Origin of the sequence: uncultured Sulfitobacter sp., assembly GCF_947499945.1 — a bacterium.
GTDB lineage: Bacteria > Pseudomonadota > Alphaproteobacteria > Rhodobacterales > Rhodobacteraceae > Sulfitobacter.
Genome location: NZ_CANMQD010000008.1, coordinates 73415 through 90619 on the forward strand (window position 1 = coordinate 73415; position 17205 = coordinate 90619).

The window sequence follows — 17205 nt, forward strand, 5'->3', positions numbered from 1 at the left end:
GATAGCCCTGAATAGAGCCTGAATAGACCGTACGGTCGAAAATCTGATATGTTTCGCGTGCGAAACATCTAGTCGGGTGTCTCTTGCTGTGCCGCCAGCTCGTCGCGCCGCCATGACCCGATAAGCAGTTGCTTGAACGCAGCATAAGTCGCATCAAATGTCTCACGACCCCGTGCATATGTCTCGCGGTTAAAATCGCGATAGTCAGCCTCATAGATGCCCTGAACCTGCTCGCCGGCCTGTCCGATGAGAGCGGTGAAATCCTGACGGTGCGGTGACAGGGTGGTCCCCAGATAGGCCTGCATGAGGGCAGCAAGTTCTGCCTGCTGCGCCCCGTCATAGCGCGTGACAACCGCACGCACTGCGTCCCACTCGAACCTGAGCCCGTCTTTGCCAAGGGCACGCGCGGCCATATTCTCGGCCTCCTCGATGGAGCCAAAGGTGGCATGCAGCATATCAAAGAAGCGGCCCGTGCTATCGAATTCGAGAAATGAGGCCCCAAGCGGCACCAGTAAAATATCCGCAGCCGCCAAGCCATTGATCGTCAAATAGCCGAGGGCAGGGGGCGTATCGAGGAAAATCACATCGTATTTATCCAGCACCCCGTCTGCATCAAGGATATCGGTCAATGCATCCCACAGCTTCCAGCCGCGCCCCTGCATGCGCCAAACCGGCACCTGAAACTCGGCCCAATAGAGGTTGAGCTGTGCACCGATGAGATCGATGTTGGGCCAATGGGTGGGTCGGATCAGATCACCCGCCTTGATGTCCAGCGCATCCGACAACGTATCATCCAACGGCTGCGGCGCTTCGCCCAGATCAAGGCGGCGCTGGTTGGCGTTGCGCAGATGCTCGGCATAATGACGGGCCAGCAGGGGAAAAACGGTTTGCCACTCATCCTCGATTTTGCCGCCAAAGATCGACGTCATGGACCCTTGGCTGTCCAGATCAATCACAAGCACACGGTAGCCGTCCAATGCGGCGGACATTGCCAGATGTGCCGCAGTGGAGGTCTTGCCAACGCCCCCTTTGAAATTGGCAACAGCAACCATTTTTGCAGGCATCCCTTTGGGGCGGTAGGGCAGGTATTCTTTTGCCTTTGATCCGTCTTTGCCGAAATGCGCCCGCAAGCGCAGGACTTCATCCAGCGTAAACCATTTGGCACCAGCAGGTGTTTCCGAGCGCCCTTGCGGCAAATCGGGATGCGTCTTGAGCACGCGGCGGAAATGACCCGTCGCAACAGGGATTAGATACCGGGTGATTTCCCAAGTCGAAAACAGCCGTAAAGATCGCGATCCATTCTCCTCAAGCCCGCGCCCCGCCAGATCATCACGCCCCGCAGCACAGGCCCGTGCTATCGCTTCAAACCCGTCGGTGCCTGTTGGCGCTCCCAGTCCCGCAAGGGCCGTATCAGGATCAATATTGAAATAGGGCGGGAGAGTTTTATCAGAGCTCATCGGCGCGTACCTTCGGTAGTGAAGCATCTTCATGTGTGCAGTTTTGAGTAAGGTATCAGAAAACAGCGCACATGGAAGGTTTTAGATTACATACACTTCTTTTCCTAAGCAATTCAGGGATTAAATGGATGGTACATCCTTCTGATTGAGCAAATCCGGATGGCTGTAGTGTTAAATAATTTGTTATATTATTGTTAGAGTGATCTGTCTTTCTCTGAACTTACTGATTTTGTGTAGCTTTAAGGCATTTTATTCTACAAGGCGACTCTGAAACCACGCTGGCCCGACTCTGATACCCCGTTCAAGTGACTCTGATACCTCGTTGGGATAGAGCAAAGAACTGGACGCACCCTGTGGATAACTTTAGGCTGATGTCACTGAAACCCCGAAAGCAGAATCGCACATAAGCGATCGTCAAAAAAGGGGAACAGCGCGGACGAGCATCCGCTTGAGGCAAGGACAGGCAGAATGGTGAACCCTTCTATAGCGACGGGCTTAGGTCCCGCGTTACACCCCACAGCAGACTTCTTTGTCTGTGATGTGTTTGGGATGGCGATCAAAGATGATCTTGCCTCGATGGAGCATCCGCTTTTCTCACTTTCCACACGGCCTGATCGCCGGATACTGGAGTATGCCCACAACGGCACACAGATCACGATTACGCCCTCGGTGAAGGGGCGTGCGACAATCCATGACAAAGACATTCTTATTTTCTGCACCAGCCAGCTGATGGCGGCGATCAATGCAGGGCGTGCGGTGAGCCGGACGTTGCATCTCACCGCGCATGACCTGTTGGTGGCCACCAACCGTGATACCTCCGGCGATGGCTACACCCGTCTGCGCGAAGCCTTCGAGCGGCTGGCAGGGACACGCATCACGACCAATCTGGCGACAGGCGGGGTGGAGGTGACATCAGGATTTGGCCTGATCGATAGTTGGGAAATTGTGCGCCGCAGCCGCGGGGGCCGCATGATCAGCGTCACGGTCACATTGTCGGAATGGCTGTTTCGGGCGGTTTGTGCCAAATCTGTTCTGACACTCAGCCGCGATTATTTCCGTCTGCGCAAGCCGCTGGAGCGGCGCGTTTATGAATTGGCGCGCAAACACTGTGGTCGGCAAAGCGGGTGGCGGGTGAGTGTTGCAACCTTGCATAAAAAATCAGGCTCTGCATCGCCGGTGCGGGTATTTCGCGCCGCGCTGCGCCGCATGATCGTGGATGCCCATTTACCCGATTATACGATGTCCGAGATCCCGGGCGATACCATTCAGTTCGAGCGGCGCAGCGCCGTGATCGAACCTGACCTCGACATGCCTGTGATTTCACCCGATGCGCTTGAAGCGGCGCGTGCACTTGCGCCGGGGTATGATGTTTATGCGCTGGAGGACGATTGGCGCAGCTGGTGGGCAAACAGCGGGCGCAAACGGTTGTCTGCACCCGACAAGGCCTTCCTTGGCTGGGTCAAGGCACGCATTAAAAACCCGTCCTGAAATACGCATTAAGCGGATTAGAACAGGTCACGCCAAGTGGTGCCGTCATGGCAGCGCAATTTGGATGTCGCGGCATCAAAATAGATATCTCCAGCCGCAGGTCCCGAAGGTGTTGGCGAAGGCTCCAGCCGCATCACATCGCCCACATGCAAGGAGCGGACAGGGGAGAGAGTACCAATACCCACCCCTGTAGGCCGCACGCGCATCATCTCGTAGCTGTCTACGGCAAAGCGGATGAGGCTGTTGGTTTGACGGTTCAGGGCATCAGCCTCGATGTTCAGGTCACCCTGCAAGTTGCGTAGGTGCATTGTACCCGTGGTTGTGCCGGGAAATCCCAACTGCCCGTGTTCCGTGCCTCCGGCAAACAGGCGTATGGCTGCTGACATAGCGCCGCCCATCACACCGTTGCGGTCTTCCAGTGCCAGATAGGATGTGGTGCCAGCTACATGCACATTGTAATCGGGAGACGTGGTGCCAAATCCCACATCCCCGCTGGTGGCATCTATGACCATTGCATCGGCCCAAGCGTTGCCATCTGCGCTGACCTTGATCGCGAAATCATCATTGCCTGCCAGCCCCATTTCGGCGCGGCCTGAAAACCCCGTCTGATAGAGCAGGCTTGCCGTATCGTCAGTATCGGCTTTGTTGACCTTGATCTGATGACCTGCCCCGTTGTGGGTAAACAGGCTTGCTTCGCTGGCGAGTGCGAGACGGTTTACCGTATCTGCGGCTGTATTGATGCCAATGCTGTCAGGAGTGCCAATCTCCGATGTCACAGGGGCCCATGCACTGCCGTCCCAAACCCTGAGCATGTTTGCGGGTGTGTCCCACGCCCGCCATCCGGTCTGTGGCACAGTAAAGCTCCATGCATTTTCTGACCACATCGCAAGCGTTTCGGGGTTGCCGGCCCAGGCCCCTGTGGGGGCGGGACCCAGCGCATAGATCAATCCATTCTGGGGCACGGCGGGTGGTGTTGCAGCCTGTGTCGCTTCAAGGCTGAGCTGCACCAGCAGATCAAGCTGGTGGATGGCCTCGTTGTGGGTGATGTGTTTTTGGGCCTGTGCAGGTGCAATATAGGGCAGGGAAAGGCGGGGAGAAGAATTCATGATGCGCTCCAGAAGGGTCTGTTCTGCGCATGAATTTGTAGGGGAGGGGTCAATAAACCCCTCATAGGGCGCACGCAGCGTCCACCTTTTCTTAAAGCCTCTTAATTCGGGTCTGTGTGCGTGACAGGTGCGCAGAGTGCGGGATGTGAAAAAGGGGGCCACCAAAGCGCCCCCCCAATATCAAACGTTTCGCGTGCGAAACAATTCATCCCCAGCTTCAGAACAGGAAATCGGACCCTTCCAGCAAACCTGCCATATTGTTAAGCGTGACAGAGTTACCCGACCCGTCGGCAACAACTGCGCTGCTGCCCGAGGTGCTGATGGTCAGATCGCTGAGCTGTGTTACGGCGCTGTGCTTGCTGAAATCCAGCCGCTCGGTTCCGTTTGCAAAATCCAGGATCCGGTCATTGCCAAAATTGTCGTCAAAGACAAAGGTGTCAATCCCTCTGTATCCTTGAAGCACATCATTGCCACGGCCACCGTCAATGACGTTGTTGCCATGAGATCCATTGAGACGGTCTCCATGCACCGAGCCATGCAGGTTTTCGATAGAGAAAAAGCGGTCTCCGATTGCGTGGTTGTTTGCACCGCCACCCGTGAAACCGGTGGCAAGGCTGACGTTTACCCATGTGCCGCTGTCGGTGTAATCGGCGGTGTCGGAGCCTGAGCCGCCGTTCAGTGTATCCCCGCCGCTACGTCCGCGCAAAATGTCATCCCCGCCTGCGCCATTCAGCACATTGGCAGCACTGTCGCCTGACAGACGGTCGCCAAAGCGTGATCCGGTGAGGTTCTCGATAGAGCTGAATGTATCTCCCGACGCATCGTTGTTTGTGCCGCCGCCCGTATAGCCGCTTCCCAAGCTGATGTTGACCCACGCGCTGCTGTCGGCGTAATCGGCGGTGTCGGAGCCTGCGCCACCGTTCAGTGTGTCGTCGCCAGCGCGCCCCCGTAGGATGTCGTTGCCGTTGCCGCCGCTCAGGACGTTATCGGCACTGTCGCCTGACAGACGGTCGCCAAAGCGTGATCCGGTGAGGTTCTCGATAGAGCTGAATGTATCCCCCGACGCATCGTTGTTTGTGCCGCCGCCCGTATAGCCGGTCGCGAGGCTGACATTAACCCAAGAGCTGCTGTCGGCGTAATCGGCGGTGTCGGAGCCTGCGCCACCGTCGATGGTGTCATTGCCTCCGCGCCCGCGCAGAATGTCGTTCCCGTCCAATCCGCTCAGTTTGTTTGCCACATCATTGCCGCTGAGGCGGTCGTGATGTGCAGATCCGTCCAGATGTTCGATGCTGGCAAATGTATCACCTGTGGCCTGGTTATTGGCCCCTCCGCCCGTATAGCCGGATTCGAGGCTGACATTGACCCAGGAGCTGCTGGATTGATATCCGGCGGTATCGCTTCCGGCGCCCCCCATCAGGCTATCGGCACCTGTACCGCCGCGCAGCATATCGTTGCCCGCACCGCCAAACAGGACGTCATCGCCGGCACGTCCGGTCAGCACATTATTCCCTTTGTTCCCTTCCAGCCTGTCATCGGTGACCATCCCTGTCATGTTCAGGTTGGCAACACCCAACAGGGTCGCCTTTTCTACACCCGTCATGAGCGTCAGGTTCACCGATGAGCGGATCATGTCACCGTCCACTACATCGATTTTACCGCTGCCCTGGGACAGGTTGGCCTGCACTTGCATGGCAGCACCACCGCTGCCCAATGTTACTGTTACATTGCTGGTGCCGGCATTCAGCGCCATCGTGTAGCCACCTGCATTTGCACTGGTGGTCGAAACACCGCCCCCCGATACGGCATATCCGGAAATGCCTTCGCCGATGCTATAGAATTTATTGTTGTCGCTATCATTGTGGATGACACCACTCAGGAACACATTTGGAGCGCTTTCGGCGAAAACCTGCGTGACCATGGACGAGTTGAAGGGACCTGAAGAAAAGGTAAAGGAACCAGCGCGTTGCCCGATGCCCAACTCTTCATAGTGCTCTGCGAGTATGTTCTTGCGGTGACCTTTACTGAGAAACAGGCCCTCATGCTGATCTACGATCATTGTGTTCAGGTTTGGCGTACCGGTCGTACCGCTGACCGCAATGTTCTCCCCTAGGTATCCGGTTTGAACATATCCTGAATCGCTTGCACGCGTGCCTGGCGTACTGCCGCTTGGTGTGCCGTTGCTGTATTGGTGGGTAAAATTGTCGGTGTTCAACATCCACTGTGAATGATCTTCGGCAGAAGAGTGCAATATCTCGTTATGTGCGACAACCTGTTTTGCCGAACCGTTGATGGTTCCGGAGGCAAGTCCTTCGTTCAGATTAATGCCAAAGCGTGCGGCCTCTCCCAGAGGGTCAAGGCGCGCACGGTTGGTCAGTTCCAGCATCATCTGTTCAGCAGCGGTAAGAGGCATATGTGTTCTCCATCGTTATGTGCAGACATATAAGTCGCGCATTTAGGGGCTTTAAGCTGCCCCCGGTGTTAAAACGCATAGGGGAGGCGGCGGTTTCATCAAAAAAAAGCGATATGGTCCTTGTGTGACCAAAGTGGGGACGTTGATGTGACCAAGATAAGGCACCGCCATTGCACCATGGGGGGCCTGAAACGCGCAAATGCAGTGCGCTACATGATTATCCTTCATGCGTTAAAGGGGCCCCCATGCTCTAATCAAATTAATTTTATGCAATATATTCTGGGCACATTACCGCTCAAGGCGCCCCACTCTTATCAAGCTGGCGGGGGCAATGCCCTGTGCTGCTTTAGCTTCTAAATACAAAAAAGGGAGCGCAGCGATGTTGCTGCCCCCCCCCTATCTTCCGTGAGGACCCTGCTGTTGATGGGGTCCATGGAATGGTGCCTGCCGCGCCGACGTTCAAATCAAAACCCGAGAGGCTTCTGAAAACAAAAAATTCCAGCCCTCGTGAAACAAGGTGCTGGAATGTACATATTTTGAGAAAAAGCGGGGGCGATCAGAGATGACCGCCCCCTTGCGTCAGGCGTTAAAAGATAAAGTCTGTTGCATCGATCAGACCTGCACCACCGGTTACGGTGATGGTGTTGCCAAGGATATCGGCGATCACGGCATCTGCGCCGGTGGTGCTAATGCTTAGATCGCTAAATGCATTTGCGGTTGTGTGACCGGTAAAGTCGAACAACTCTGAGCCGTTCTGGAAGTCCAGCACAGTGTCGTCGCCGAAGTTGTCGACGAATACGAATGTATCCACGCCGTTGTTGCCGCGCAGCTGGTCGTCCCCCGCCAGCCCTTCAAGGACGTTGTTGTTGTTGTCCCCGTTGAGCAGATCGTCAAACGCCGAGCCGCGCAGGTTCTCCATCTCGGTCCATGTGTCGCCGGCGGCATGGTTGCCGCCGCCGCCGCCGGCAAAGCCGGTCAGCAAGGACACGTTCACAAACGACCCCGAGGAGGCGTAGCTCAGCGTATCTGTCCCGCCGTTGCCGTCGATGATGTCTGCGCCCTGACGGCCCTCCAGCACATTGTTCGAGATGCCACCGTTCAGACGGTCCGCATATTGCGATCCGCGCAGGTTCTCGATTGAAGTGTACGTATCACCCAATGCGTGGGTGCCAAGACCGCCTCCTGCAAACCCGGTGAGCAGGCTAACATTTACCCAAGCGGCTGAATCAGCGTAATCGGCAGTGTCCAGACCGCTGCCGCCGATTAGGTTATCGCCACCCCCGCGGCCGCGTAGGTTGTCGTCTCCAGCGTCGCCGTTCAGAATATTTGCACCATTATCCCCGCTGAGCAGATCGCCGTACGCAGAGCCCGAGAGGTTCTCCATGGAGGTGAAGGTATCACCGATGGCTTCGCTGCCAACGCCGCCACCCACAAACCCGGTGAGCAGGGAGACATTCACCCAGCCTTGGGAGGCGGAGTAGGCGAGCGTGTCGATACCCTGACCGCCGCTTAGCACATCACCATCGGCCCCGCCGAACAAAATGTCGTCGCCAATGCCACCTTTTAGCGTATCCTCTCCTTGGCCACCGACCATAAAGTCGTCGCCGGCCAGTCCGTCCAGGTTATTGTCGGAATTGTTGCCGACAATAAAATTGTTGAGCGCGTTGCCGGTGCCGTTAATCGCTTCGCCCTGATCGGTCAGATAGAGGCGCTCGACATGGTTGTCCAACGTGTGGCTCGCGGCACTATAGACCGTGTCCAACCCTCCGTCTAACCCTTCGATAATCAGGACGTCATTTGTCCCGATATAATAGATATCGCCGCCGTCTCCACCAACCACTCGGTCGTTAAAGGTACCGCCGCGGGTGTCCAGGGTATCGTTGCCGTCCCCCATGATAATATCGCCCTGAATGATGCCGGTGTTGGTAATGACGTCATTGGCACTGCTCAGGTTTATCGCATCACTTTCGCTGATGATGGTGCCACTATTGGCAAACGCGACCCGCATCGCGTTCCCGACGCTTACGGCAACGTCATCGCCCTGAATGGTGCCTGAATTGATAATTGTCCCCAGCGACCCTGACACACCGCTGATGGAGATCCCGACACCTGTGATGCCCATGATTGTGCCGCTGTTGAGGAAATCTATGTTGCTGCCGGCGCCGTTTGTAGTCAGTTCAACCGCTTGGCCATCGGAGGTGACTGTACCGGTATTGGCAAAGCCGATCGAGGCAGTGCCTGCAGAAACATAGACGGCCTCACCGGTAAAAGCACTGATCGTGCCGGTATTGCGGATATCAGTGGTCAGGGATCCGTCTGTTTCGCTCACGTTGACGGCGCGGCTGTTGTTGGAGTGGATCGTGCCCGCGTTTTGCAGGTTGAACGTGCTTGTCAGGTCAACATCAAGGGTGCCGCCTGTGGGATTTTCGGCCGAGATATAGGCATCTGCACCGACAGACATGTCAATGACAGATCCGCCCAGATCAAAAGCGGCAAAGCCGCCGCCTTGGGCATAGACCTGACCCAGAACGGTGATCCAGTTGGTGCCTGCGGAGCTTGTGACCGCGTCGCTTCCGGTTACGATAAGCGAGCCGTTGCGACCGATAAATCCGCTTTCGGATCCGGCAAGGTTGCGGGTCAGGGTACTACTACCGTTGAGTGCAAAATCAGGCATGGTGATAATCCTTTGTGGTTAAGAGTGTTAGAGGGAAGTCCCTCTGGGGGTGTTTGAAAAGGGTGGTTGATAAGTATTTTTCTCAGGACGGGCCGGCATAAATTCCGGGGTATTTGGTAAAGATGTTATGCGGTGTGTCTGTGCACAGGTTGAAAGGAGAAAGCCTGTTAAAAGCGGGCTTTTGGGTGAAACGTGACGTTGTGTGCAGTGATCAGGTTTGCGGTATTTGCATTGGCGTAGGGGTGCCAACGGTGCTTGGAACTTGTTGGTCCTGGATCACCATACAGCCTGTCGATGGTGGTATCGGTGCTGATCCTGTCAAAACAGAAATCTGCCATAGAAAAAGGTCTCTTTACTGTGGACAATTTGGGTGTCGAAAAATGACAAGCTGTCCGTTTTTAAAAATTTGAGCCACGTGAAAATCGGGTGCGTATCGCTATAAATATTACGGAAATCGTAGCCAAGATTCCAAATATTGCAACCAGTAGACCGGAATTTCTGGTAAGTGCTTAGGATTTGGTATGAATATGGCGTGCGCATGATATTGATGCGCCGCTTTACCCTAGGCAGGCGCTATCATAATGGGGTCTGGGTTATTGCCAGAGCGTAAATTTGGGCAGTATACCGCTCTGAACACATGGGCGTGGCGGGCAGTGCTGAGGTCGTACCCTTTGGTTGCAGTCTATCCGTGATGCTACTATGTCCGATACTAACAAATTTTATAGGTTTTATTATGAGCACCGAAAACACCCAAAAGCTGACCGACGCCTTTGTAGAGGCTCTGCAAATCAAGCCAGAACAAGTCACCGACGATCTGGAATACAACTCTATCAAAGAGTGGGATTCAGTTGCGCATATGACCCTTGTTGCCGCCCTTGAGGAGCAGTTTGATATCATGCTCGACACGGATGACATCATCGACATGTCCAGTGTTGCCAAGGCCAAGGAAATTTTGGCGAAATACGATGTCAGCTTCTGAGCTTTTTGATCTGACGGGCAAAACGGCCCTGATTACCGGATCGACCCGCGGCATCGGCGCAGGCATTGCTGCGCTGATGGCGGATGCAGGGGCAACAGTCTGGATTGCAGGCCGTGATCTGGACCGCGCACAGGCCGTGGCAGATACCCTCAAAGGGGCGCAGGCCGTGGTGCTGGACGTCAGTGATGCCGCTTCTGTCAAAGCCGCTATTTCTGGCTTGCGCAAGCAGGCAGGACAGCTGGACGTATTGGTTAACAATGCAGGTATCATGCATCCGGCGATGATTGCCATGACCCGCGAGGACGATCTGGACGCGATGATGCAGACCAACATCAAAGGGGCATTCCTGTGCGCCCAACTCGCTTCGCGTCTGATGTCTGCCAAAAAATCCGGCTCTATTATCAACGTGGCGTCCATTATGGGCGCGCAGGGCGCGGCAGGGTTTTCTGCCTATGCCGCAACAAAAGCAGCTGTGATTGGCATGACCCGCGCAATGGCCAAAGAGATGGCACCGCATAATGTGCGGGTGAACGCGCTGGCCCCCGGTTTCATCGAAACAGACCTGACCGCTGATATCGAAGGGGATGCCCGCGAAAGCGCGCTTGCTGGTATTGGCATGGGCCGTTTCGGCACTGTGGCCGATGTGGCCGCTGCCGCCCTTTTCCTCGCCGCACCCGCCTCGGCCTATGTCACGGGTCAGGTGTTGGGCGTCGATGGCGCGATGCAGGCTTGAGCCTATGTTGGCCGCATTGATCCCCGCAAATATTGACCCGCAGACAGTGCTTGCTGTGGATGACACAGGCGAGACGCTGCATTACGGCGATCTTGACGCGCTGCGTGCCACATGGGCGACCAAGATTTCCGGCCGCCGTCTGGTGGCGGTGCTCTGTGCCAATACGGTGCCGATGTTTGGCGCCTATATCGGGCTGCAGGCGGCGGGCCACGCAGTGATCCTGCTGTCGTCCAAAATCGCCCCTGAGGCGCTGGAGGATCTGATCGCACGCTACAAGATCGAGGCCGTGGTTGGCCCCGAGGGGGTAGAGCTTCTGGCGGAGCCCGCGGGCGGGCTGCATGATGATCTGTCCGTGTGCCTGTCGACGTCCGGCTCAACCGGATCGCCCAAACTGGTGCGATTTTCCACAGCACAGCTGGCGGCCAATGCAGTCTCTATTGCGGACTATCTGGATCTGGAGGCCGATGATGCACCGCTGGCGCATCTGCCGTTTGAATATTCCTTTGGCCTGTCGGTGCTGCACAGCCATATGGCGGTGGGTGCGACTCTGCTGCTGACAGAGCATTCGGTGATGCAAAAACCGTTTTGGGAGCGCCTCAAGGAGGCCACCAGCATCGCAGGGGTGCCGTTCCATTTCGAGATGTTGTTGCGCATGCGTCTGGGGCGTGCGGACCTGCCAAAGATGCGCACATTGGTACAGGCAGGTGGCAAGCTGGGGCCAAAAGAGGCGCAAACCCTCTATGACATGGCCCACGACAAGGGCTGGAAATTTCACATCATGTATGGCCAGACCGAAGCAGGCCCGCGCATCTCATGGCTGCCGTTTGATCGGATGGCGGGGCATTTCGATTGCATCGGCCAGCCTATTCCGGGTGTCACGCTCGAGATTTCGGATGACGGTGATCTGGTGGTGAACAGCCCTGCGATCATGATGGGCTATGCCGAAGGCCGTGCCGATCTGGCGCAGGGTGATGTGATGGACGGCGTGCTACACACGGGCGATCTGGCCGAGCGTGTCGAGGGTCTCTATCGCATTACAGGCCGCAAGAGCCGGTTTATCAAATTGCAGGGCAACCGTGTCAGCCTCGGTGATGTAGAGACGCGTTTGCAAAGCATTGGCCATCCTGTCTGTTGTGCAGGGCGCGACGATGCGCTGGTGATCTTTACCGAAAATTCTGATACCGATGTGGTGCGTACGGCAGCCATCGCGCAATTCTCGTTTCCTGCGCGGTCACTTGATGTGCGCCATCTGGCTGCTTTCCCACGGCGCAGCAATGACAAGATTGATTACGGCGCCCTACAGGCGCTGTCCGAGCTGGAGGGCTGAAGATGCTGCTGGAAGAGCTTTTCGAGGCACCGATTTACGGCGTACCACAGCCTGAAAAAGAAGCGGCCCTGTTGGCGGTTCTCAATGAGCTGGACGCGCGTCACCGTGCCAATTGTGCCCCCTATGGCGCAATCACCCGCGCGGAAGGTAAGACAGGCGCGGCACACTCCCTGTCTGATCTGCCCTTCCTGCCCGTACGCCTGTTCAAATCACACCTGCTTGAATCCATCCCCGAGGAGGAGCGGTTCAAGATGCTGACCTCGTCTGGCACCACAGGCCAGCAGGTCTCGCGGATATCGCTGGACCGCGCAACATCTGCCTACCAGACCAAAGCGATGGTCAAAATCATGCAGGAGTTTGTGGGCAAGGCCCGTGTGCCGATGCTGGTGCTGGATCACCCTTCGGTGGTCAAGGACCGGTTGAACTTCTCTGCGCGCGGTGCGGGTATTCTGGGCATGTCCAACTTCGGACGCAAACATACCTATGCGCTGGATGATGAGACGATGCAGCCCAACTGGGACGTGATTGATCCGTTTTTGGAGCAGTTCGGCGATGGCCCTGTGTTCCTGTTCGGTTTTACGTTTATGGCGTGGAAATACTTTGTCCGCGCCCTCGAAGAGCAAGGCCGCACCATCAACATCCCCCAAGGGGTGCTGGTGCATTCAGGCGGCTGGAAAAAGCTGCTCGATGAGGCGGTGGACAACCCCACGTTCAAGGCACGCACCACAGCCGCCACAGGCATCAAGCGTATCCACAACTTCTACGGCATGGTCGAGCAGGTCGGCTCGATCTTTGTGGAGTGCGAGGCGGGGCGTCTGCATGCGCCGTCCTTTGCCGATGTGATCATCCGCCGCGCACATGACTGGTCCGTGGCCGACAAGGGTGAGGAGGGCCTCATTCAAGTGCTGTCGTGCCTGCCGCAAAGCTATCCGGGTCATTCGCTGCTCACCGAGGATATTGGCACGCTGCTGGGTGAGGACGACTGCCCCTGCGGGCGTCACGGCCGTACATTCGCCGTGCATGGCCGCCTGCCCAAAGCCGAAGTGCGCGGCTGCTCTGACACCTTCGACGGACAAGCGGCATGAGCCTGATTTTCAGGCCAGCGGCACCCACAGACAAATGGGACGTTCACGCGTGGCGCAATACTGAAAAAGTGCGGCAGGCCATGCTGACCCAGCACGAGATCACCGCAGACGAACATGACGCATGGTGGGACCGCAAGATGGTGGACCCCGCGTTCCGGATGATGCTGCTGGAAGAAGACGGTGTGGTCAAAGCCGTACAAATCTATTTCGATATTATCGACAATGGCTCTGCGTGGTGGGCGTTCTATTTCACACCCCACGCACCCGAAGACATGGGCCCGATGATGCAGTTCTGGAAAGCGACGGAACTGGCGGGGCTGTCTTATGCCTTTGACCATCTTAACCGCGAGCGGCTGATCATCGAGGTGCTGCGCTCGAACGCGGGTGTGCTGAACTGGCACAAGCGTTTTGGCTTCAAACCTTGCGATCCTGCAGTGTCCGACAACGCGGATGATTTTGATCTGGAAGTCATGGACTACCAACAGGATGCTTACGCCGCGATGCGCGATGGCCGCTGGGCCAAGGATCTGGCCGGGATCGACATCAAACCCTGACCCCATCACCGTAGTGTTGTTTGGCCCTCTGTGAGAGCCGAAGCGTGCAGGCTGTGTGTCGCTGCATGACCTCGCCCGTATTGCGCACCACCATCCAATGCCCGACCTGAAAGAGAAAAGAGCGCGCCGGACAGGCGCGCTCTTTGATGTTGTCTTGGCGGTAGGGTGCCGCTTTAGAAGATGAAATCACCATCATCAATCAGTCCGGCTGCATTGAGCAGGGTGACCGAGTTGCCATTCGCATCCGTGACAACCGCATCGCTGCCCTGTGCTGTCACGACCAGATCGGCAAAGGCTGCCACACTGCTGTTGGTGCTGAAATCAAGCATGTCCAAGCCATTCTCGAAATCAACAACCGAGTCCTGACCGAACCCGTTGCCAAAGACGAATGTGTCAGCGCCACCGCGACCCGACAGGAAGTCATCGCCGCCGCGACCCGTCAGCACGTTTGCATCATTGTCACCCAACAACCGGTCATTCATGTCAGAGCCTGCAAGGTTCTCGATGGAGATAAAGGTATCACCGATCGAATGGCTCCCGCTGGCACCACCCGCAAAGCCTGTCAGCAGTGATACGTTCACACCGCTGCCCGAGCCCAGATAGTCAGCTGTATCCGACCCTGCACCCCCATCAAGCGTGTCACCACCACTGCGACCGCGCAGAACGTCATCGCCGCCCAGACCGCTAAGGATGTTGGCAATGCCGTCACCATTCAGAATGTCGCCAAAGCGTGAACCGTTAAGGTTCTCGATCGAGCTGAAGGTGTCGCCGATGGCGTGGCTGCCGCTGCCACCACCCGCAAATCCTGTTGCAATCGAGACGTTCACGAAGGCGTTTGATTCCGAGTAGTCAGAGGTGTCCGACCCGTTGCCGCCGATGAGCGTATCCCCTCCGGCACGGCCCTTGAACAGGTCATTTCCTGCTTTGCCGTCCAGAATGTTCGCGCCGGCATCACCACTGAGCAGGTCATTGAAGGCAGACCCGGTGAGGTTCTCGATCGAGCTGAAGGTGTCGCCGGAGGCGTGGTTGCCGCTGCCACCACCCGCAAATCCTGTTGCAATCGAGACGTTCACGAAGGCTGTCGAGTCTGCGTAATCGGCGGTATCCGAACCAGTACCACCGATCAGCATATCACCTCCGTCGCGGCCACGCAGAAGGTCGTTTCCGCCGCCGCCCGTCAGCATGTTCACGCCCTGATCGCCGTTCAGCAGATCGTTGAACGCGGAACCTGCCAGGTTCTCGATAGAGATGAAGCTGTCTCCTCTGGCATGGCTGTCCACACCACCGCTGGAAAAGCCTGTCAGCAGCGAGACATTCACGAAGGTGCCGGAGGTGGCGTAATCCGCCGTATCGATCCCTTCGCCCCCGTCGAGCACATCACCGCCCGTACCGCCGATGAGCACGTCTGCTCCTGCAAAGCCTACGATGAAATCACTGCCTTCACCCCCCGAAAGCACATCGTCTGCCTCGGTGCCCAAAACCAGATCGTCGTTATCCAGACCCGTGACCGTGATGGTCGCCGTTGCGGTATTGGAAGCACCTTCGCTGTCGGTGACAGTGTAGTCGAAGGTATCAAAAGCTACTGCGCCTTCAGGCAGGAATTCGAACGCTGCTCCTGTCTCGTAGCTGAATGAGCCATCATTGTTGTTGATGACCATCCCCAATGTTGCGCTCGTATCGATATTGAAGCTCAGCGTGTCACCCACATCAGGATCCGAGAAGACCCCGTTAAGGATGATGTTGGGGGCACCGGCATCATCGATCTCGCCAAAGATCGCAGCAGCAACAGGCGCGTCGTTCTCACCCTCGATGGTGATTGTGACGTCCTGTGTGGTGAAATCCGATGCGCTAACGGTAAAGGTATCGGTCAGTGTCTGGCCCTCTCTGAGCCCGTTCAGGATCGGATTCGAGCTGTCCAGCGTGTATTCCCACTTACCAGTCATGGTGCTGGAGAATATGCCATAGTCACCGCCAGCCGCAGTTGGAAGGAAGGAGAATCCTTCTGCGAACAGCTTGCCGGTGGCGGAGGGTAGCCCGAGCGTATCGCTGTCATCATCTTCGCCTACCGTTCCTGCGATATCACCGGTGATGACGGCTGCGTCGGTGGACCCTGCGATGGTGATCGTGACCGTCTGCGACGTACCATCAGCACTCAGTACATCGAAGCTGTCCGTGAGCGTTTCACCGTCGTTCAGCCCATCCACTTCAAAGTTGGTATCATCGAGCATATAGCTCCATGCCCCTGCCGCATCGACAGTAAAGCTGCCGTAGAGGGCACCTCCGCTGTTGGCCTGGAAGGTGGTGTCGTTGTCCACATCTGTGGCCGTCAACGTCCCGCTGGCAACAGTCGCTGCGCTATCGTCTTCCGTGACATTGCCCGCCAGATCACCTGTAATCACAGCGGCGTCGTTGATGCCGGTGATTGTGATGTTGATCGTGCTGGTGGTCCCGTCCACGGTCTGGATGGTGAAGCTGTCGATGACCGGAGTATCTACGTTCGCTGCTTGCACGGCTGCCAGAGTGTTGTTTGCGCTGTAGCTAAAGTTCCCGTCCACGTCGATTGTCAGTGCACCGATCGGCCCGGTAATGGTCTCGGCCACAAAGAAGGCCTCGTTCGCATCCGCATCAGCGATATTCACACTGCCAAATGTTTGCAGCGTCTCCTCACTGTCTTCCAAGACAGACCCTTCGGCCAGCCCTGTGATCACAGCCGCGTCGTTGACACCGTCGATGGTGATATCAACCGTCTGCATTGTGCCATCCTCGCTGAGGACGACAAAGCTGTCCTCAAGGGTATCGCCTGCGCCCAGCTCTTGCACCGCAACAAAGCTGCTGTCGACGGTATAGGACCAGTCACCATCCGCTGTGACCGCGTAGCTGCCGTAGTCAGAGATATCGATCGCTGTCTGGAAGGCATTGTCCGGGTTATCCACATCCGTTGCCAGCAATGTGCCTGTGGCGGCGACTTCGCTGTCCTCGGTTACGGTGCCGGTCGTGGTCCCGCTGATCACGGCGGCGTCGTTGGTGCCGCTGATCGTAATGCTGACCGTCTGCTCCGTGCCATCCACGCTCAGGGCAGTGAAACTATCGGTCAGTGTGCCGCCTGTGTTGAGTGCGTTTACCTCCGCGTTTTCATTATCAAGCGTATAGCTCCATACCCCGCCTGCACCGATATCGAAGCTACCATAGGACAGCAGGCCCGAGTTGGTTTGGAAGACATTGTCGTCATTGTCGATATCCGTAGCCGTCAGCGTGCCGCCGGTCGTCCCGATAATGAACTCGCCATTGTCTTCCGTCACCGCCCCCGCCACATCGCCGCTGATCATGGCGGCGTCGTTGGTGCCGTTGATCGTGATGGTGATGTCCTGAGTGGTGCCATCTGCGGAAGCGAC

The 17205-nt window shown here is 56.7% G+C and carries 12 protein-coding genes; 6 read left to right on the forward strand and 6 right to left on the reverse strand.

The window, feature by feature from the left end:
- Positions 1-68: 68 nt before the first annotated feature.
- Positions 69-1457 carry an AAA family ATPase gene (locus Q0775_RS18835; RefSeq protein WP_298864800.1) on the reverse strand — a complete coding sequence of 463 codons (1389 nt, stop codon included), beginning with the start codon at positions 1455-1457 and terminating at the stop codon, positions 69-71.
- Between the two features lie 468 nt (positions 1458-1925).
- Between Q0775_RS18835 and Q0775_RS18840 the strand changes: the two genes are divergently transcribed.
- The gene (locus Q0775_RS18840) at positions 1926-2945 is read left to right on the forward strand and encodes a replication initiator protein A (protein WP_298864802.1); all 1020 of its coding nucleotides are present in this window, start codon (positions 1926-1928) and stop codon (positions 2943-2945) included.
- Between the two features lie 17 nt (positions 2946-2962).
- On the opposite strand, the gene Q0775_RS18845 is transcribed toward Q0775_RS18840, so the two are convergent.
- The 4 genes from Q0775_RS18845 to Q0775_RS18860 all read right to left on the reverse strand — a co-directional run bounded on the left by Q0775_RS18845 (position 2963) and on the right by Q0775_RS18860 (position 9473).
- Complete coding sequence (locus Q0775_RS18845; RefSeq protein ID WP_298864805.1) at positions 2963-4051, reverse strand: DUF2793 domain-containing protein; 1089 nt, start codon at positions 4049-4051, stop codon at positions 2963-2965.
- A 217-nt stretch (positions 4052-4268) separates the two neighbouring features.
- Positions 4269-6461, reverse strand: a complete 2193-nt coding sequence (locus tag Q0775_RS18850) for a CAP domain-containing protein (protein ID WP_298864807.1) — start codon at positions 6459-6461, stop codon at positions 4269-4271.
- A 586-nt stretch (positions 6462-7047) separates the two neighbouring features.
- Positions 7048-9135, reverse strand: a complete 2088-nt coding sequence (locus tag Q0775_RS18855; RefSeq protein WP_298864810.1) for a calcium-binding protein — start codon at positions 9133-9135, stop codon at positions 7048-7050.
- 167 nt (positions 9136-9302) lie between these two features.
- Entirely contained in the window at positions 9303-9473 is a 171-nt protein-coding gene (locus Q0775_RS18860; protein ID WP_298864815.1) for a hypothetical protein, read from the reverse strand.
- A 395-nt stretch (positions 9474-9868) separates the two neighbouring features.
- Between Q0775_RS18860 and Q0775_RS18865 the strand changes: the two genes are divergently transcribed.
- Genes Q0775_RS18865 through Q0775_RS18885 form a run of 5 tightly spaced genes read left to right on the forward strand, consistent with a single transcriptional unit; the run spans position 9869 to position 13813 of the window.
- Positions 9869-10114 carry an acyl carrier protein gene (locus tag Q0775_RS18865; RefSeq protein ID WP_298864818.1) on the forward strand — a complete coding sequence of 82 codons (246 nt, stop codon included), beginning with the start codon at positions 9869-9871 and terminating at the stop codon, positions 10112-10114.
- Entirely contained in the window at positions 10101-10847 is a 747-nt protein-coding gene (locus Q0775_RS18870; RefSeq protein ID WP_298864821.1) for an SDR family NAD(P)-dependent oxidoreductase, read from the forward strand. Before Q0775_RS18865 ends, Q0775_RS18870 begins: the two co-directional genes overlap by 14 nt.
- A gap of 4 nt (positions 10848-10851) precedes the next feature.
- Positions 10852-12174, forward strand: a complete 1323-nt coding sequence (locus Q0775_RS18875; protein ID WP_298864825.1) for an AMP-binding protein — start codon at positions 10852-10854, stop codon at positions 12172-12174.
- A gap of 2 nt (positions 12175-12176) precedes the next feature.
- A complete protein-coding gene (locus Q0775_RS18880) occupies positions 12177-13259 on the forward strand; it encodes a hypothetical protein (protein ID WP_298864828.1) in 1083 nt (360 codons plus the stop codon).
- Positions 13256-13813: a GNAT family N-acetyltransferase gene (locus Q0775_RS18885; RefSeq protein WP_298864831.1), complete on the forward strand. Its 558-nt coding sequence runs from the start codon at positions 13256-13258 to the stop codon at positions 13811-13813. Before Q0775_RS18880 ends, Q0775_RS18885 begins: the two co-directional genes overlap by 4 nt.
- Before the next feature lie 173 nt (positions 13814-13986).
- On the opposite strand, the gene Q0775_RS18890 is transcribed toward Q0775_RS18885, so the two are convergent.
- The coding region (locus Q0775_RS18890; RefSeq protein ID WP_298864834.1) for a VCBS domain-containing protein at positions 13987-17205 on the reverse strand (3219 nt) is incomplete at its 5' end.